Source organism: Salinivibrio sp. PR919 (assembly GCF_001995355.1).
GTDB classification, from domain to species: domain Bacteria; phylum Pseudomonadota; class Gammaproteobacteria; order Enterobacterales; family Vibrionaceae; genus Salinivibrio; species Salinivibrio proteolyticus.
Map to the genome: position 1 here is coordinate 25,061 of NZ_MUFL01000007.1, position 17,913 is coordinate 42,973.

Here is a 17,913-nt window from a genome sequence, read left to right on the forward strand (position 1 = left end):
TATTCTAAGTATCCCACTTCTTCATTAAACGTTGAATTTACTTGCCTCAGTCGTCAGTAACTCAGGTGGTGGCATGGTCACGGTTTGCAGCCCTGCCGTTTGCAAGGCGATTTTTATGGTATCGAGATGCGCTTGTGTTGCCTCTGGCCAATTGGTGGCATCGCCCGTCACGCCTGCGCGGTGAAAGCCATTTAAACGCACGGAAAACACATTTCCCTGCGCCAACTGCATTTGCTGCAAATCATATAAATAGGCACAAAGTGGCGACAGATTAGCTTGCCAGTCGGTATACCCGGGGATCAGTAACAGCCGCACTTCGTGCAATTTTCCCTGCTTCGCCAGCCAACTTAGGCTATCACGCACACGGCGGGACGAATGCCCGGTCAGGGCCCGGTGCGCGTCATTTCCCCATGCTTTCATATCCACCATGGCACCGTCCATATAGGGTGACAACGCCTGCCAACGCTGGCATGGCACGCCGCCGTTAGTGTCGATCAAGCATGTAAGGTGCGCTAATTCAGAGTGCTGTTTGACCGCGCGAAAAAGCGCGCGGATAAAGCGCCATTGCAGACTGGCCTCACCGCCACTGACGGTAATTCCACGAATAAAGTGCCGTTGTTGATAAATCGCCGTCACTGCCTCGGCCAAAGACATACCGAATGCGCTTGCACTGTCACGCTCAATGGTTTCAGGGTTGTGGCACCCCGGGCAACGAAATTGGCAACCTTGCAGAAAAAATACCATCCGATTACCGGGACCATCGACACAGGAATAGGGCAACACACTTGCAACCCGAGCCACTGGACCCGATATTTTCTCCTGCTTAGGATGACTCATGAGTGTCCGTCCAACGCGCGCCAGCGAGAAATTCCGCGCTCACGACTCTTGGCTGCCGCGCTGTCACTGTCGTCATCTCAGAAGCTTCTGCGCCCAATACCGTGGTATTGGTCCGAGAGCCCGATTGTTTGAACTGGGCAATCTCGGATTTTTTCACCATATAGCCGGTGATACGCACGAGATCATTCCCATCTGTATTCGCCGTGAATTCGCGCAGCCCGGATTGCAGCGCCCCTAAACATAAATCGGTTAATGCATCGGGATTGCCTTTAATGGTGTCATCCAATGTCAGGATCTCGCTCACACCCGCTTCAAAGTAAGGGTGTAACGGCGCAAGCGCCTGCAAATGGGTGACAGGATCCGGTTCATAGCCGTAACGAATCCGCACCCCCGGAGTGGTCCCTTGGTCAATGGATAAGCCACCTTGCGCATGCAGCAACGCTCGCCCACGCCAACCATGCTTCACTGGAGTCTCTGCTACAAACGTACTTAATGCTTTGGTGATATCGTGTGCCATCTCATTCGCCGCTGCATCGTGGCCATATTCGCCACATAGGCCTTGGCGTGCCATCAGGGTATTGACCGCTTCAGCCATCGCATACACGCCAAACATGGGGACAAATTTTTTCTCATCAATCAAGCCTTCCTGCACTAGAAAGCTATTAAAAAAGTGTGATTCTTGATGCAGGAAGTGACTGCGTGCATCGATCAGCTCCACCATCAATGCGCCGTAATGCGGCAAGGTGTGCGAGAGCAATGTCGAGAGATCATTTGCTTCTTCTGCGACTTTTTTTAAGTTAAGGCGTACCAAGGTGTTCGCGCCGCCTCCAATCGGTAGCGCGTTGTAACAGCTCACAATCCCCACATTGGGCGAGTGAGCCTCTGCGTCACCAAATGTGGCTTGATGTACCGGCCAGTTAGCAATATGTGGCTTGCTACAGGCAATGATGTTATCTGTCGCCTGCCGAACTAGGGTGCGCGGGGTACGAGACGGGTCAACCATCAAGGTCAGGTTTGGGGCGACTTGTTGCAGTTCTGCGTCGATGCGCAAAATCATGCGACAAACACGATTATCATCTGGGCCAATGTTGGCATGCATAAATGCGTCTGGCAGTGTTCTGTCAAGCTGGATCCAGAACCGCTTCAGCGCTTGATACAAATGTTCATCACTCACATCATCGCAATATGGCAGCAAGAGTTGATCGAGGTAGCCCAAAAACACCGGGATATTGGTCACCGAAGGCACATGATGGTAAAGCACCATGAGCTTCATCAGCGCGTCCTCTAGATCGGTTGCCGGCGTTAACGCCAAATACTCCGAGCCACGTTTTAAAAAGCGGGCATAATCGGGCAACACATAACGCGGCTTAAAGGGAGCGTGACCCTCAAACATATCGCCGATCACACCCTGCTCCATCGCAGCCACGAGCGCTCGGCTGCAAGGTACGTAGGGTAAAGCCGCATCGGCTTGCGCAGCGAGCGCTAACGTTTTCTGCGAAGGGGTTAAGCTCGGATGGGTAACAATGGCATGCATAGCGTCGGTCATGCGGGGCTCCTGACAAGCTGAGTTCTAAAAATAACCCCATGAGAATAAAGGGTTATTTTCTTAGAATATGTTAGCTTGTCCACACGATGGAAAACCGCTACCTCTCACGTGATGCTTCCACGTCTGTCGTGTGACCTTGTGCTTGTTCTGGTGGTGCAAACAAGCACTGCCATCGTTGCCGAAAACTCAGACCGGGCTGCGTGGCGTCTCGCCACATTTGTTGCCATTCTGCAAAAGTTACCACCAGAGGGTTGAAACTATTCACTGGCTTGGGGATCCCATAGCGTACCGGCTCAGATTCCGCCTCGAAGGTGCCAAATAATTTGTCCCAAATAATTAAAATGCCCGCGTAGTTTTTGTCGATGTACTGAGGATTTACGCCATGATGAACGCGATGATGAGACGGGGTATTAAAAATCCACTCCACAGGCCCCAGTGTCTTTATCCATTGAGTGTGAACAAAAAACTGTAACCCTAAATTCAGCAGTACAACAAACACCACCCATTGCGGCGGAAATCCGATCACCACCAGCGGCAGCCAAAACAGCCACATCCCTGCCAGCGGGTACATTAAGCTTTGGCGAAACGCGGTGCTAAAGTTCATCCGCTCAGAGCTATGATGCACCACATGCGCCGCCCACATCCAGCGCACACGATGGCTAGCGCGGTGAAACCAGTAATAGCAAAAATCCTGCACGACCATCAGCAATAAGAACAAGCCTACCGACATTTCAATATCAAACAGCCGCCAGCCAAACCACCACAAATACACCTTGGCAATCAGCAGCCCGGTCAGTAAATCTGCAGCTTGATGCAGCCCCGCTAAGGTAAAATTGCAAAGCACTTCCGGCACGTAATAACGGGCATTATCGCCCAGTTTTCCGTGGCGCAGCGCCACCCAGTACTCCCCCAGCATGCATAAGAAAAACACGGGAGCGAGCACAAGCAGTAGCCATTCGGGATGGGAAATCAGTTCGGTCACGGGGCCTTTATCGCACGGTACAATTTATTAACATGTTAGGGGGTTCTACCTAACCTGTAAGGAAAAGTATCACCAAGCTGTTAGTTTGCGCACATATTGCAATGCGATGGATGTTCTTCATCAATGGTGAAAAGCGCCCAAACGGCGCTTTTCGCTATTCAATTAATTATCGCCGTAGTCAGGCTCGCTTAATCTCCGCCAAGTGGATTTTTACGGTTTTTATGATGAATACGCACCTCTCTGGCCTGCATGTGATGCTCACCGGTGACCTCAACGTTCATGCCAGGTTCTAGCTCATCAAGCATGTCAGGGTCAGCCTCAACCTTATAAAGTCCATCACTGGTGGCTACCATCATGTGGTCTTCTGCGATGTCCGTTACTTGCCCATTTACAACGCTGGGTTGCGCATCGGCCAACACACCAAAGCTAAAGAAAAAACTTAAAAGACAGAGTAGTTTTTTCATGGACGTTCCTCTTTGTATTCGCAATCTGCAGAAAACAAAGTAAAGAACAAGGGGGCAATCGTTGCCAGTGAAATGCTCGTTTAGTACCTCACCAATAAAAGTGGCTAAATAGATCTTTTCTTACCCATCACCACCCTAAATCGCTACGAACATCCCACTGTTCTGGGAGTGACTTATACCATCAATCTTACAGGCTCAGTTGGATTCGGTCGGATGGACGTCGCCCGGCTTTCGGGCGACAAAAACATATGAGTGTCACTCAGTGCGGAGGTCTACATCGACGATATATAATCGATTGCCATCCACAGTGTCGGTATCCAGCATTTTCTGTTCCAATTTACCGCTCGTGGCCCAGGTGGCAAAGTCGTCGTCATTCAATACGCCTAGATGACGATCATCAATCACCCATAGCCCTTCCATCTTATCGTGCGGATACCCTACTTTGGCAACCATATCTACCACTAGGGATTTGCTGACAGGCGTGATCCCAACTTCGGCTAAAGCACTCCAACCCTGTTCGAGAACAACCTCCTCAAGTGTCTTTCCCGATAATGTAAGACCAAGTTCCATATCCTGTTTAACATCACCGCTACTTGCGAGAGTTTCAAGGTTGGTTCCGGAGGTAAGATCAATGCGATAGATATGCTTTTGTACATCTGGAGCGGCAGCTTGTTCACCGTTAGGGCCACCGTAGAGAAAGCTTCCATCACGTTCGATCACCAGAAATTGTGTGTCGCTCAGCGCAACAATTTCGGAGTTCGAGTTTTGTGGTTTCTCCTGACGGTAGAGGTACTGCCCGATGTTACCGGACTCAAGATTAACGGTCACGATGCGAGTAATGTCTAGATCCTTCACCGCGCTATCGGGATGGTACATCGTTGATTGCATAATCCCTACAAGGGTTTTCTCATCCGGCGTAATAGCCAGCCCCTCCATGCCTCTATTGGCGCGCCGATTGCCGAATTCAGCAGGCAAGGTCAAATCAACCCGCTCATCGTTGGCAAACGCATTTATTCGGCCGATTTCCCTGCCTTCAGCGTCAAAATGGACAATATGTGGACCATACTCATCGCTGACCCAGAAAGTACCGCCCGATAGAGCTACTAGCCCCTCTCCATCTAGACCATAATCATCAAGCAAAAACGGATTGGTCATTTCATCATAAGGCTGGCTGTCATTTTTAAGAATCGGTCGGCCATCTGCGTGGTACGGCGTTTCACCGGTTCCGCCCAAGTCAGAGCTATTGGGAAGCCCAGTGATCAGGGACCCATCAGGATGTTTGAGTAGAATTGTATCGACTTGCTCAATTCGACCGTTCGATTTTACCTCAAATAATCCAATACGTGGGGTATAGTCCGGTGTTGGGAATATTTTTCCTTTACCGAGGCTGCCTTTAAATTTAGCATTAGGACCTCGATCAGTGAGAGCATAAAAGCGGTTTACATCCGAAGGATGTGCTGTCATTGCCGAACCGAAGCCACCATTACGAATCTCAAAAGCCTGCTGAGACTTAGCGTCAATGAGATCAGTCCTCAACACGTTGTAAGGTAGAAACACCCCCTCCTTCGGGTAACTGTCAAACACGGTTGCGCTGTTTTTTCTTGTATCATTGTTGCTGTATTTACAACCAGCGAGCACGAAAGATGCTATGAGAGGCACCAAGAACAGTTTATATTTATTTATCGACTTCATTGTCTATTTCCTTTTTATCTCATAAAGATCACAGCACAGCATCCTATCCCTTAAGCGATGCCTCACTGGCAAAATGCCGAGTCAAAACCATATACGAAAGCCGTCTTACTCTGAGAATCTGGAGAAAACCAAGGGGACAAGGATTTGAGCATATCAAAGGACTTGATCGCTCGGTTAACCACCTTCCGAGTGTAATCAGCAGATCCATCCTTGTGACGGAATGACAGCTCGGCCACTAACGGTGATTGGCATCCAGCATCACCTTATATTCTCGAGATGTGACATTAGGATTAGCCTTCACCATTGTATTCATCAATATCGCACTTATTAGAACCATGAAGCAGCGACAGGCCGTCATAACTTACTCCTTGAGATGTAACTAGGCCAACAGCCTAGTAGAATCAAAAAGATAGTGCCTCAACATGACAAGTACTATAACGTCGTATGACGATGCCATGATCAATTCATGACACCACTGAATCATGTAACTAATTGAATCAATTGATATCGCTATAGTCGCGGCGACCCACACACTGCAGACAATAGCGAATAGTAACCTCAGCTACATCTGACACTCCGAGACCTTTTCTATGGAAAGCAAAGCGGAAAAAACAAGGTCGTGAAAGAAAATAAATCATGTAAATAGAATAACTTATAGGACTAACGCTCTGCTTGCGTCAAACAACCAGACGCTCGCGTCACACGCCGCTAGTCCCCTACTTTTATCTCGTAAGTGGTAAAGCATTCACCCAGCATATGTGTTTTAAATACTCGTAGAGCACGTTGCGTTAAAAATGTGGATTCTCGACGGGTGTGCAGCAAATGAAGATAAACGACTTGATGACCAAGTTGTTCAGCGCGCGAGAGTAGAAACTTAAACACGTGCCGCCCAAGTCCCCAGTGCGAGGTATCCAACACGATCGCCAATTCAAAACCACATTCAGTACGCTGAATACCACACCATCCTACGAGGCAGTTGTTGACACTCACCGCCCTAACCAAACATCCGTCTTGAGTATCAATGTGTCTCTTCTCTCTCACCCATGTTTTGATGCTCTGTGCATCAAAAGGGGCATGTTCGATAAGATGCTGCCGAATGCTGGGTTTATTGAAGATAGGGATAAAGTCGTTTGGCGTGATGGCATCGAGTGGTAAGTAATTAATCATCATAACACTCCAGTATTGGGGCGACTGTAGGGGGCGAGCGACGTCAAGAGTCGCCAGACTAGGCTTACAGTATCAAACAGAAGAGGCTGGATCAGAACAAGGTGCGGAATGTGTTGATGGGATCTGTCTTTACACGATCAAAAAAGCCGCTGATTACTCAGCGGCTTTTTTGATATGTGGCGGAGGGACAGGGATTCGAACCCTGGAAGGGCTATTAACCCTTGCCGGTTTTCAAGACCGGTGCTTTCAACCGCTCAGCCATCCCTCCGAACAGGTTTGTATACTAATGATGGCCTTACGCAATGTAAAGTACTGCAACACTATTTTTTGTTTAAGTGATGGATATTTATCCATTATTCGCACACAGTGACTTCACATCGGAGGAGCAAGTTGGTACAACGTGTCTATCCTCCATGAAGAGGCCGCGTTTTAATAACTCAGGAACAGACATGACCATAGATAGTTTTCTCGTCAAAATCACAAAGACACCCGAGATGGTGACGTTTGATGAGACCTTGGCCGTGATCGATGCACATTACGATTACGCCCCGACTCGCTTTACTAATGGCAATCTCGCCAATAAAGCGGGCCAAAATACCGGTTCGTGTAAAGTGTTGGCATTTTGCCAACTGCACGAGTTAACCGAAGAGCAGACCCTAGCGTGTTTTGGCGGGTATTATCGTGAGGACGTGCTCAGTAATCCATCCGGCAACGACCACCAAAATATCCGCAATTTTATGGTCACCGGCTGGAAAGGTGTCGACTTCGACAAAATGCCACTTAAAGCGAAAGCAGGTGTGCATTCATAATCCATAAAAAACGGCGATCAAATGATCGCCGTTTTTACCGCTTAGCGATAATTTACACAGTTTGGTGCCGAGGCAGGAAGATTTCACCCATCATGCAACGCACACTCCCTCCGCCGACGGTTTCAATGGTGTTTACATCAATCGGCACCAGCTTGCCAAATTGACGTAAAGTCCGCTTTTGATCTTCAGTAAACGCACTATACGCGGAAAGAGACATCACAATTAACGACTCACCGTGACGATTGCGTAGCTGCAAAATATTGCCACACAGTTGATTCATCTGTGCCTCGCTGATTGAAACCAAGGTTTTGTCTTCGGCGAGCGTATTACACACGAGCTCACGTTGAGCAGGCTCGATGACCTCGTCACACACCACAGCAAACGCTTCACCCACCGCCATCATCACATTGGTGTGATACACAGGATTGCCGTCACTCATTGCCGTGTTAAAGCTAACAACTTGGCGCATACCCACTTTGGCTGCCCATTCGGTTAACAGAATGCTGTCACAGCGGTGAGAAAGTGCTGCATAGACACGCTGGTTGAGGTGATCAATCACCATCGCACCCGTACTTTCTAGAAACGCTTCGTCTTTGTCGTGACACTTTACTTTGTGCACATGGTTAACGGCGTAGCCCGCTTTATCAAGGGCCGCCATCAGGCGCTCAGGCTTAACCTCAAGTTGACGATTAGGACATGCCATCGGGTACAGATACAGTTCACCGCTTGGCAATGTACTAAACCAGTTGTTAGGAAATACAGCATCAGGCGTTGCTGGATCGGAGTCTGGATACTCCATCACGACGACATCAATACCATGGCGACGTAGCGTCATCACCATATTATTAAACTCTGCCATGGCGCGCGTTTTCACTTCCTCATCGGGCAACGCCAGCGCATGCTGGAAACCATTATCTTCACTGGTTTGTGCATTAAATTTAAAGTGCACAGGTGGCACCATGACCACCGCAGACGCTGCGTGTGGATGTGTAAGCGGATATTGGGTATCGCAGCTCGCTAAAAACGCCATAAGCAAACCTTCCAAAACAACATGATTAAAAGAGTATAGATGGCCTGTCGCGCACACGATCACTTGTCGGTGCACGCTGGCCCGAATGCTTGATAAATTTAATAACCGCAGGAAAATATCATTGAAACAACTCTTTTACAAACAGAGTTTTTTGATGCGACCTGATAACGCGAAATGCCGCAACGCTGTCGATGGTTGCTACCACAGGACAGGTCTTTTCTTGCTTAGCAGCAAGCCGGTTTTTGTCCGGATACCTCAACGCACAATTTGAAATTACACAAGCACCGCTCAAGCATAGGTAGGGCTAGCCACCGTTAGGATTAGCGAATCGGCACCCACTCCCGAGGCGGAGCTAAACCTAACTGAGCAAACTCCGATTTGCTGTAAATACCGGTTCCTTGGTGCCCGACAGAGATAGGGATTTGATCGGCTGGCATGCCGGCAAATACTTTATGGATGTAAACCGCAGCGTGAATGCCATGCTTTTCACCATCTAACACATACCCGCCGGCAGCCATACCCTCACCAACTGATACTTTCCAAAAAGCAAAAACAGGATGCTTCGCGTTTTGGTTCGTCCAAACAATCACTTGATTTGCATCGATATTCCTTCCCATCCTATCGCGCAATGTTTGGTAGCTACCCACAAAAAGCACATCATAGTCATCGTCTAGAACTGCTTTTTTCCAATCAGGAAACGTTGTAAACCTCTCGATCCTCGTGATCGTTTGATTTAACTTAGAAAAAAGGTTTGCCTGGCTTTGCAAATAACCGGTGTTGATTTTTGCAGTGGGACCATCATCGAAGAGAATTTTAATATTTTTAATCGGTTGATTAGAAAGCTGAATCACATCAGACAGCGAGCGRTAAAAATGAGGCCGCTCAAGAACACCGGTCACGCGGACAGGCCCATTCAGGCTCTCGAGCAACGGCAGGGGATCGCCGTTTACGCCAAGAAAAACAACATCAATGTTTTCATGCTGCAGCCTAGGGAGCATATGATTCAGCGCGATATCATCACAAAGCAGGACGACATCAGGCTTTACCTTTTTATAAAAGGCGAATGCTTCGTCAGCTTTGCGCTGATGTGCTGATACTGGCAGCTTTTTAGCATTCATCTCAAAACGCGATACATGGATACTTTTGTCGAGCACCTTGTTCAGACCCAGTGTATAACTCTCGGTCCACGAGAATGTTTTATGGTAGCTATCAATGATCAATAATTTGTGATCCTGAGCGACGGCTTTACTCAGTAATCCCAAAGTGAGAATCATGCCTAAAATCAATGCTCTCATTAAATGCCCTCTTATCTATCGTCTTAATACTGTAGCCAAATAACAATGACACCTCTTGGTAACATTAAAAAACTGACGGTAATTGAGTGTCATTACGCGTTCAATCGCCCATACATGACCTAGCGAGATCCCATTGCGCTTTTTATATGACTATTGAGCTAAGGGTCTATACTGAATAAGCAGGGATGGAGGGCATAAAATGACACCGGCTCAGCCAACGAATAACGAAGTACAAAGGCTTCATTTACTTCATGATTTAGGCATTTTAGATACCGGTCATGAAGACAGGTTTGAGCGCATTGTTCGCGTTGCTGCCTATATCTCAGACTGCCCCATTGTTGCGATCAGCTTAGTAGACGAGCACCGTCAGTGGTTCAAAGCTAAGCGTGGACTGGCGGTGAATCAGACAGGACGTTCAGAGTCCATTTGTGGGCACGCCATCCACCAGCTAGAGCCGCTTGTGATTAATGATACGTATCTTGATGAGCGCTTTGCCGACAACCCCTTAGTCACAGGGCCTCCCTTTATCCGCTTTTACGCTGGCTTCCCATTTAGTTTGGATAACGAGCATATTCTCGGCACGCTGTGCGTGATAGACAGACAGCCTCGTGAACTCGATGGTTCCTGTCAACGGGCATTGGCAGATCTTGCGCACATTGTTGAACACGAGCTAATCATGACTCAACAGAATGTGTTAGACCCCTTAACAGGCCTGTTAAACCGGCGCGGTTTTAAGCGAGAAATTAGCGAATACCTCAATGATGACCTAGTGATCGAAGATCGCTACACACTATTACACTTCGACGTTCGCCAACTCCATCAACTTAATCATGACTATGGTAAGCTCGCGGGCGATCAGATTCTCAAAACCTTTGCGCGTTGTTTGAATGATGTGTTTGATGATGTGGGCTGGATAGGACGTATAGAGGGGTGTGAGTTTGCTGCGTTATTGATACAACAAGATGCAGATACAGTGGATAATCAGCTAGACCAATTATATATCAGACTATCACAACAACTTTCTTCGTATCGCTACCCATTTAGCTACACAGCTGGGCTTGCGCACTTCAGTGCCGTTGATCATACAGTCACGTTGGAAACCATGTTACTCGATGCCAGCAATGAAGTAAGACATTACCCATTACCAATGGAAAGATAACTGCTAAGGAAGGAAATTGGAGCGACATACGAGGTTCGAACTCGTGACCTCAACCTTGGCAAGGTTGCGCTCTACCAGCTGAGCTAATGTCGCTTTGTGACAAGCGTTTATAACGCTATATGAAATTGGTTGCGGGAGCCGGATTTTATCGCGCAATGCAATTGCGACGACCGCAGGTCTTATTAATAACCTTGCCTACGTTAATGACTTCACATACCTAAAATTTGGTTGCGGGAGCYGGATTTGAACCRACGACCTTCGGGTTATGAGCCCGACGAGCTACCAGACTGCTCCATCCCGCGTCCGTAACATCAATCRTTGCTTGATGTGGGCAAAACTTGGAGCGACATACGAGGTTCGAACTCGTGACCTCAACCTTGGCAAGGTTGCGCTCTACCAGCTGAGCTAATGTCGCTTTGTAAAATTGGTTGCGGGAGCTTTATTTATCGCGGAATGCAATTCGCGGAATGCAATTCGCGCAATGCAATTGCAACGACCGTAGGTCGTGTCAAATCGCTTTCAACTAAATAAATCGTCTCTACAACCTAAAATTGGTTGCGGGAGCTGGATTTGAACCAACGACCTTCGGGTTATGAGCCCGACGAGCTACCAAACTGCTCCATCCCGCGTCCGATTTTTACTCCGCCTAGTGGAAACATGGAGGCGCGTCCCGGAGTCGAACCGAGGTCCACGGATTTGCAATCCGCTGCATAGCCACTCTGCCAACGCGCCTTTCTTTTTGTTTCCGCCGCTGCGGTACGGGGAGGCATTCTACGGATTAACGTGATCGAGTCAACACTTATTATTTAATAAAAGTTTCAACTGCCTGCTTTGTAAACGAAAAAGCCAAATTTCGCGCGATTTGATGTGGTTTTCAGCATTTTATCTCTATTGTTATCGACTCACTCCGCGTTTTCCTTTGTGCAACACTGGGGATGATTAGGTCTACGTGCACAAAGCTATCTTCCCATCTCCTCCTCCGTTAAAAACAAAACTATCCACTATTAACAATTTTGTGACAATTAAACTATCCAATAATGGTTTTATAAATTTATCAGCAAGTTGTGTTTTTGCTCTACAGTCAAAAGGTCGCATGGAGTTTAGCGACCCTTATTCACTCAAGGAGGAATTATGCATTATAAACGCACGGCTCTGGCCGTTGTCCTTGCAACAAGCTGCACCCTCGCGCAGGCTGAAGATAAAAAAGTCTGGATCTCGATCGGTGCAGATGCACAACAAACCGCTTTGGCTTCTGGTGCACAGCCTTTATTAGCACAGTCAGTCGCACACAATGGGCAAGCATGGATTGGCGAAGTCAGTGAATCTGAGTTAGCCGCCCTCTCCCACGAGATGCACGAAAACCATCACCGCTGCGGTGGTTATATCGTGCACTCATCCGCCCAAAGTGCCATGGCTGCGAGTAACATGCCTCTTTCGCGCGCTAGCTTTGTCGCGCCTGCAATCAGTCAGCAAGCGTTAGTGACACCTTGGATTAGCCAAATTGATAGTGCACTCATCGTTAATACCATTGACCGTCTCACCGATTTTCCCAACCGTTTCTACACCACTACATCAGGAGCGCAGGCTTCCGATTGGATAAAGCAACGTTGGCAATCGCTCAGTGCAGGGTTAGCCGGTGCGTCCGTCACTCAGATTTCACACAATGGGTATAATCAAGAATCGGTGATGTTAACCATCGAGGGCTCAGAATCGCCCGACGAATGGGTCGTCGTCGGCGGCCACCTAGACTCGACGATTGGCTCCCGCACCAATGAGCAAAGTATTGCGCCTGGCGCCGATGATGATGCCTCAGGGATTGCTGCTGTCACAGAAGTGATCCGCGTCTTGGCGCAAAACAACTTCCAGCCTAAGCGGAGTATCGCATTTGTTGCCTACGCAGCAGAAGAAGTTGGATTGCGTGGTTCGCAAGACGTTGCCAACCAATTTAAGCAAGCGGGCAAAGAGGTTCGTGGTGTCTTACAACTGGACATGACAAACTATCAAGGATCTGCTGAAGACATTGTCTTTATCACCGACTATACCGACAGTCAGCTCACTCAGTATCTCACGCAGTTGCTTGACGAATACTTGCCTACCTTAAATTACGGCTTCGATACTTGTGGCTATGCCTGTTCCGATCACGCCTCGTGGCACCAAGTCGGCTATCCAGCCGCCATGCCGTTTGAAGCCAAATTTAATGATTACAACCCTAACATCCATACGCCGCAAGACACCTTGGCAAACAGCGATAGCGAAGGGGCTCACGCCGCGAAGTTCACGAAACTCGGTTTGGCCTATACGGTGGAGCTCGCGAACGCCGACAGCTCGCCCAATCCGGGTAACGAGCTGAAACTCGGAGAGCCCATCAATGGACTCTCTGGCGCTCGTGGGAATGAAAAGTACTTCAACTACCAGTTAGAACAATCCGGTGCGCTAGTGATCCGAACCTATGGCGGTTTTGGTGATGTAGACTTGTACGTCAAAGCCAACGGCGATGTCAGTAAGGAGAACTGGGATTGTCGCCCTTATCGCAGTGGCAATGATGAGGTTTGCCGGTTCGACAATGCAACGTCCGGCGACTATGCGGTCATGCTGCGAGGGTATAGTGCTTATGACAACGTTAGCCTGATTGTCGAGTAACGCCAGACCCACTGCCGATGAGCGGTAGTGGGTCTATTCTTTTCCTGACGACGACGTTATCCAGCGGAAAGTTAAATTAATCCGTGCGCCCACTGGTTTTTGTGTTTTGGGTAACGCATGTTGCCAATACGTTTGTGTTTGCCCAGCCATGACTAGTAACGCACCATGACTCAACAAAAACTCGCGTTTTTCTTTACTTTTGGTGTGACGGAATAAAAACCGTCGACTCGCGCCCAGACTCACCGATGCAATCGTCGGCTGCTCTCCTAATTCGGCTTCATCATCTTTGTGCCATCCCATGTAATCGCTGCCATCCCGATAGAGATTGAGCAATACGGTATTGAAACGGGCATGCGTGGCAGCCTCAACACGCGCCTTCAAATCCAATAGCTCAGGCGTCCAAGGGCGAGGAGATAATGTGAGTCCACTGTAGGTGTAAGCATGATCACCGTACCAAGCTAATAAACGCGGCTGCATCACGGTACGACCAAACATCGAAATGGGTAATTGTTGCCAAGGTGTGTGCTGATGCAATGCCGCCATGAGGTTATCGGCATCAGCCATAGGCAACCAATCTGGCTGCCAATGAACAGTCGCTTGTGGCATAGCAACGGCTTGCTGAGCGTCGAACTCGGCATGGTTAAAAAAGCTTTGCTGTTGCGGAGAACCCCTCATACTGACCGCTTGCTGGTTATCACTCGTAGCTGTCAGTATGCGGTTTGTTAGCGAATTGGATCAACCCGATGACCACTCATGCCGTTAATCCGGTACCAGCCCGCAATGCTAAACCGTTGTCGCTTCGCGGGTAGTACCTCATGAGGAAACTCTTCCGATAAGAAGGTCACAAGGCGACCGGCTTGGGGCCACAATGTTTTCAGATGGCTCCCATCGGCATGGTAAATGACGATTTCGCCCCCGTCCTCTTCACACCAGTCATGGTTCAAATAGAGCACTGTGGTGACTTTTCGGTTAGAGCGGCCTTTAAAGGCATCCACATGTTTGGCATAAAAATCACCGGGGTTATACTTGGCGAAATGCGCTTCATATTCAAAAAGGCCAAGAAAGAGATGACGATTAAACGCAAGCTGCAGTTCAGACATCTTATCGAGTAACGCATCAATGGCTGGGGCATGGCCGCGCTCTAACCAATGGATCTTGTCGGTGCGGATTTGGGTATTGGTATGTTGCTTCTGCTCGCGCCCAATACTGGCTTGCGTCCACTGCTCAGGCAAACACGCGTGTAAATCAGCCACTTCTTGTGCTGTTAAAAATTGATCGCACACGCTTAATCCGTGTGTCGCTAAATCATCAATGATGCTCAGTGTGTTCAAGCACTTACTCCCCGCTATTTGAAGGGCTACATTACTGCCTTCTTGGCGGGGAGCAACACGAGATCTTTATCGTGACGACAAGTATTTTTAATCGTTAACGGTTTGTACGTTGTCGCTACCCACCAAGCAGATCGGCAAGCTTCGCTTTCCAAATCGCGAGAGCCAATGCAGGGCTACGCAGCATTTTCGGGGTCGGGATCCAACCATGCTTTAAACGTGCAAACACATCAAAGCGGCTGGCTTGTCCGTCCATCGCTTCGGCAATCACGCGTCCTGCTATGTTCGTCAGCCCAACTCCATGGCCTGTGTATCCATGCGCGGTATAAATATCTTGGCCGAGGTGATCAATGTGTGGCATGTAACTGCGCGTCACGGCAAACAACCCGCCCCAGTGGTAGTCCATCTTCACATCACCTAACTGAGGAAAAACCCTTGTCATGCGTTGGTGTAGACGTTGAGCGGAGTCTTTATACTCACGATTAAACGGGTGGTTCACGCCACCAAATAAGAGACGTCCGTCTGCGGTGGGACGGTAGTAATCAAGACAGTTGTTGAGATCAGACATAGCCATGCGATTAGTAATGGGCATGCGATCGCCTAGTGGCTCTGTCACCGCAATAAAGGAGGCAACTGGGAGGACTTTCGCTTGCGCCTTGCGGTCTAAGCCATCGAGATAAGCATTGCATGCCAGCAATATGCGGGGAGCATTCACGTCACCTTGAGGCGTACGAACGCAATGAGTCTGCCCCTTCTTTATCGACTGCGCCGGGCTGTGCTCAAAGATTTGCACGCCTAAATCCTGCGCAGCTTTCGCTAACCCGAGTGTGTAATTGAGGGTGTGAATATGCGCACTATTCGGGTCGTATAATCCCCCTAAATAGCGCTCCGTATTCGCCACTTCTGCCACCTTAGCCTGATCCCACCATTGCGCCATCGGATACTGATAGTCACCTTGCTTTAAGGCGTGCCAACTTTGTAACTCGGTTTGTTGCGCCTTGTTTAACGCCAGTTCAATGTATCCCGGTTGGAAATCACAGGCTATTTGATGGCTATGAATCCTTTCACGCACGATATCAACCGCTTCAACGGAAAGATCCCAAAGTTGTTTACCCCATTGCGCGCCGTAGGTTTCATGCACCTCTCTAAGTCCGAGGCAATATCCCACTAAACATTGGCCGCCGTTACGTCCAGAGCCCCCCCACGCAATCGTCTTGGCATCCAATACAATCACTTGATAGCCGCGTTGACGTAATTCAATCGCGGCGTTTAATCCGGTTAATCCTGCGCCAATGATACAAACATCGGCGTGGTGACTACCGGTTAAAGGTGGAAAAGATAAGGATTGATTTTGCGTAGCAACATAGTAATTAGTGTCGGGGCGGTACGTTTTGACCATGTTCTCAATGGTTACTCATTTAGGTGATTCAATAAATAAGGCACAAGCTCAGGATACGAGTGTGAGGCTTGTACACAAAGCGCGCAGATAGTCGCATTGTCGTGCGCGACTCGCRAGCCAAAAATGACAGGATACTGCCCAATAATTTGGGGGCGCACGCAAGGGTTATGCTACCGTTAGCGGAACGTTTCACGAAACGCGATTTTGGTTAAAAAAAAGTCATTGACACAAAGGCTGGGTGCAATATGATGCGCCCCGACGTGTACTCGGCCAGCAAGCCATTGAAGGACCATGATAATGAACAAAATCACTCACGGAATTACCGCGACCGCACTCGCACTTTCAGCTGTATTTGCAACTGGGGTCAGCGCTGACGATAAAGTATTGAATCTCTACAACTGGGCGGAATATATGCCCATGGATGTGATCAATGCGTTTGAAGAAGAATACAAGGTGACGGTCAATTACTCGACCTTTGAGAGTAATGAAGCCATGTATGCCAAGTTGAAGCTACTGAATGGAAAAGGCTATGACCTCGCTTTCGCTTCAACCTATTTCATCGATCGCATGATCAAAGAAGACATGCTGGCCAAAATTGATAAATCAAAGATCAGCCACTTCGATGAGTTACGTCCCGGCCTACTGGGTCAACCGTTCGACAAAGCGAATGACTACTCCCTGCCCTATGTATTCGGCGTGACGGGTATCAGTTACAACAACCAATATGTCAACGGGGACAAAGTCACTAAGTGGGCCGACCTATGGCGTGATGACTTCAACGCACAAGTGATGCTTCTCAACGATGTGCGTGATGTCTTTGGCATGGCGTTAAAAGCGCAAGGACACAGTATTAACAGCAAAGACGAAGGCGAGATCAAGCAAGCGTACGAGTACCTTCGTCAATTGCGTGACAACGTTGTGGTCTATAACTCAGATGCGCCTCACGTTCCTTTTGTGACCGGTGAAGTGACTATTGGTCAGCAATGGAACGGCAACGCTTACATGGCGCAGCAAGAAATTGATGGCATCGAGTTTGTTTATCCGCAAGAAGGCGCGATTCTCTGGATGGATAACTACATTATCCCTAAAAATGCAGAGAACAAGACGCTGGCTCATCAATTCATCGATTTTATGTATCGTCCTGAGAACCAAGCCAAACTGGTCGAGGAATTTGGCTACCCGGCGCCCAATACCCGTGCGGCGGAGTACCTGGATGACGAGCTGAAAGAAAACACGACCATTTTCCCTACTGACGAAGCCGTCAACAGTGGCGAATTTACCGATGATGTGGGTGAAGCGGTGAAAATCTACCAAAAATACTGGCAGATGCTAAAAAGCTAATCATCGACTGATGGGTCTCATCTGTTTGGTATTCTCACCAAATGTCTAGGGAACCCCTTCAAGTCTCATTAATCAGGCCATATCACGGGTATGGCCTTTTTCGTGCGCGTATATTTGTCTATTCTTTGTGGTTAGGCCTAGAGCCAATCGCCGGTCTCAACTGCCAACTAACGAGCATTGTGTGTATTATTAGGCAACACGCTCGACGACCCTCACTCAGCAAG

General features: G+C 48.6%; 15 protein-coding genes and 6 tRNA genes. 4 read left to right on the plus strand and 17 right to left on the minus strand.

Translation table 11 applies throughout. The features are described 5' to 3' along the window. Positions 1 to 24 precede the first annotated feature (24 nt). From BZG83_RS02255 to BZG83_RS02285, 7 genes are all read right to left on the minus strand, one after another. Complete coding sequence (locus BZG83_RS02255) at positions 25 to 837, minus strand: 4Fe-4S cluster-binding domain-containing protein (protein ID WP_077479207.1); 813 nt, start codon at positions 835 to 837, stop codon at positions 25 to 27. Beyond that, positions 824 to 2,383 carry a YjjI family glycine radical enzyme gene (locus tag BZG83_RS02260; protein WP_077479208.1) on the minus strand — a complete coding sequence of 520 codons (1,560 nt, stop codon included), beginning with the start codon at positions 2,381 to 2,383 and terminating at the stop codon, positions 824 to 826. The genes BZG83_RS02255 and BZG83_RS02260 overlap by 14 nt, the downstream gene beginning before the upstream one ends. Positions 2,384 to 2,480: 97 nt before the next feature. Further along, positions 2,481 to 3,365 carry a sterol desaturase family protein gene (locus BZG83_RS02265; RefSeq protein WP_241825780.1) on the minus strand — a complete coding sequence of 295 codons (885 nt, stop codon included), beginning with the start codon at positions 3,363 to 3,365 and terminating at the stop codon, positions 2,481 to 2,483. 188 nt (positions 3,366 to 3,553) lie between these two features. Next, positions 3,554 to 3,829, minus strand: a complete 276-nt coding sequence (locus tag BZG83_RS02270) for a hypothetical protein (RefSeq protein WP_077479209.1) — start codon at positions 3,827 to 3,829, stop codon at positions 3,554 to 3,556. A 255-nt stretch (positions 3,830 to 4,084) separates the two neighbouring features. Then, a complete protein-coding gene (locus BZG83_RS02275) occupies positions 4,085 to 5,521 on the minus strand; it encodes an esterase-like activity of phytase family protein (protein WP_077479210.1) in 1,437 nt (478 codons plus the stop codon). A 708-nt stretch (positions 5,522 to 6,229) separates the two neighbouring features. Next, positions 6,230 to 6,691, minus strand: a complete 462-nt coding sequence (locus BZG83_RS02280) for a GNAT family N-acetyltransferase (RefSeq protein WP_131825047.1) — start codon at positions 6,689 to 6,691, stop codon at positions 6,230 to 6,232. 174 nt (positions 6,692 to 6,865) lie between these two features. After that, positions 6,866 to 6,956 (minus strand) — tRNA-Ser (locus BZG83_RS02285). Positions 6,957 to 7,137: 181 nt separating this feature from the next. On the opposite strand from BZG83_RS02285, the gene BZG83_RS02290 reads away from it, so the two are divergent. Next, positions 7,138 to 7,497, plus strand: a complete 360-nt coding sequence (locus tag BZG83_RS02290; RefSeq protein ID WP_069586822.1) for a HopJ type III effector protein — start codon at positions 7,138 to 7,140, stop codon at positions 7,495 to 7,497. A 52-nt stretch (positions 7,498 to 7,549) separates the two neighbouring features. Here the strand turns inward: BZG83_RS02290 and BZG83_RS02295 are convergent, their stop codons facing one another. Both BZG83_RS02295 and BZG83_RS02300 read right to left on the minus strand, forming a co-directional pair. Next, entirely contained in the window at positions 7,550 to 8,527 is a 978-nt protein-coding gene (locus tag BZG83_RS02295; protein WP_077479212.1) for an arginine deiminase-related protein, read from the minus strand. Positions 8,528 to 8,847: 320 nt separating this feature from the next. Beyond that, the gene (locus BZG83_RS02300; protein WP_077479213.1) at positions 8,848 to 9,822 is read right to left on the minus strand and encodes an ABC transporter substrate-binding protein; all 975 of its coding nucleotides are present in this window, start codon (positions 9,820 to 9,822) and stop codon (positions 8,848 to 8,850) included. A gap of 199 nt (positions 9,823 to 10,021) precedes the next feature. Here BZG83_RS02300 and BZG83_RS02305 point away from each other — a divergent pair, with 199 nt between their 5' ends. Continuing rightward, a complete protein-coding gene (locus BZG83_RS02305) occupies positions 10,022 to 10,981 on the plus strand; it encodes a sensor domain-containing diguanylate cyclase (protein ID WP_077479214.1) in 960 nt (319 codons plus the stop codon). A gap of 17 nt (positions 10,982 to 10,998) precedes the next feature. Here the strand turns inward: BZG83_RS02305 and BZG83_RS02310 are convergent. The 5 genes from BZG83_RS02310 to BZG83_RS02330 all read right to left on the minus strand — a co-directional run bounded on the left by BZG83_RS02310 (position 10,999) and on the right by BZG83_RS02330 (position 11,713). Beyond that, positions 10,999 to 11,074: transfer RNA gene (locus BZG83_RS02310), tRNA-Gly, on the minus strand. Positions 11,075 to 11,206: 132 nt separating this feature from the next. Continuing rightward, positions 11,207 to 11,283: transfer RNA gene (locus BZG83_RS02315), tRNA-Met, on the minus strand. A gap of 37 nt (positions 11,284 to 11,320) precedes the next feature. Next, positions 11,321 to 11,396, minus strand: a tRNA-Gly gene (locus BZG83_RS02320). Between the two features lie 137 nt (positions 11,397 to 11,533). Continuing rightward, positions 11,534 to 11,610, minus strand: a tRNA-Met gene (locus tag BZG83_RS02325). A gap of 29 nt (positions 11,611 to 11,639) precedes the next feature. Then, a tRNA-Cys gene (locus BZG83_RS02330) sits at positions 11,640 to 11,713 on the minus strand. A gap of 399 nt (positions 11,714 to 12,112) precedes the next feature. Between BZG83_RS02330 and BZG83_RS02335 the strand changes: the two genes are divergently transcribed. After that, entirely contained in the window at positions 12,113 to 13,621 is a 1,509-nt protein-coding gene (locus BZG83_RS02335; protein ID WP_077479215.1) for a M28 family metallopeptidase, read from the plus strand. A gap of 33 nt (positions 13,622 to 13,654) precedes the next feature. Here the strand turns inward: BZG83_RS02335 and BZG83_RS02340 are convergent, their stop codons facing one another. The 3 genes from BZG83_RS02340 to BZG83_RS02350 all read right to left on the minus strand — a co-directional run bounded on the left by BZG83_RS02340 (position 13,655) and on the right by BZG83_RS02350 (position 16,348). Continuing rightward, on the minus strand, positions 13,655 to 14,227 hold the full coding sequence (locus BZG83_RS02340; RefSeq protein ID WP_077479237.1) for an alpha-ketoglutarate-dependent dioxygenase AlkB family protein: 573 nt from the start codon (positions 14,225 to 14,227) through the stop codon (positions 13,655 to 13,657). A 116-nt stretch (positions 14,228 to 14,343) separates the two neighbouring features. Next, positions 14,344 to 14,952 (minus strand): 2OG-Fe(II) oxygenase, encoded by a 609-nt coding sequence (locus BZG83_RS02345; protein WP_077479216.1) that lies wholly within the window; start codon positions 14,950 to 14,952, stop codon positions 14,344 to 14,346. Between the two features lie 115 nt (positions 14,953 to 15,067). After that, a complete protein-coding gene (locus BZG83_RS02350) occupies positions 15,068 to 16,348 on the minus strand; it encodes an NAD(P)/FAD-dependent oxidoreductase (RefSeq protein WP_077479217.1) in 1,281 nt (426 codons plus the stop codon). A gap of 297 nt (positions 16,349 to 16,645) precedes the next feature. On the opposite strand from BZG83_RS02350, the gene BZG83_RS02355 reads away from it, so the two are divergent. Then, positions 16,646 to 17,689: an ABC transporter substrate-binding protein gene (locus BZG83_RS02355; protein WP_077479218.1), complete on the plus strand. Its 1,044-nt coding sequence runs from the start codon at positions 16,646 to 16,648 to the stop codon at positions 17,687 to 17,689. Positions 17,690 to 17,913: the final 224 nt, after the last annotated feature.

Coding starts and splice junctions, on each gene's coding strand:
- BZG83_RS02255 (WP_077479207.1), bottom strand. CDS start 837: ATGAGTCATCCTAAGCAGGAGAAAATATCGGGTCCAGTGGCTCGGGTT.
- BZG83_RS02260 (WP_077479208.1), bottom strand. CDS start 2,383: ATGACCGACGCTATGCATGCCATTGTTACCCATCCGAGCTTAACCCCT.
- BZG83_RS02270 (WP_077479209.1), bottom strand. CDS start 3,829: ATGAAAAAACTACTCTGTCTTTTAAGTTTTTTCTTTAGCTTTGGTGTG.
- BZG83_RS02275 (WP_077479210.1), bottom strand. CDS start 5,521: ATGAAGTCGATAAATAAATATAAACTGTTCTTGGTGCCTCTCATAGCA.
- BZG83_RS02280 (WP_131825047.1), bottom strand. CDS start 6,691: ATGATGATTAATTACTTACCACTCGATGCCATCACGCCAAACGACTTT.
- BZG83_RS02290 (WP_069586822.1), top strand. CDS start 7,138: ATGACCATAGATAGTTTTCTCGTCAAAATCACAAAGACACCCGAGATG.
- BZG83_RS02295 (WP_077479212.1), bottom strand. CDS start 8,527: ATGGCGTTTTTAGCGAGCTGCGATACCCAATATCCGCTTACACATCCA.
- BZG83_RS02305 (WP_077479214.1), top strand. CDS start 10,022: ATGACACCGGCTCAGCCAACGAATAACGAAGTACAAAGGCTTCATTTA.
- BZG83_RS02335 (WP_077479215.1), top strand. CDS start 12,113: ATGCATTATAAACGCACGGCTCTGGCCGTTGTCCTTGCAACAAGCTGC.
- BZG83_RS02340 (WP_077479237.1), bottom strand. CDS start 14,227: ATGCCACAAGCGACTGTTCATTGGCAGCCAGATTGGTTGCCTATGGCT.
- BZG83_RS02350 (WP_077479217.1), bottom strand. CDS start 16,348: ATGGTCAAAACGTACCGCCCCGACACTAATTACTATGTTGCTACGCAA.
- BZG83_RS02355 (WP_077479218.1), top strand. CDS start 16,646: ATGAACAAAATCACTCACGGAATTACCGCGACCGCACTCGCACTTTCA.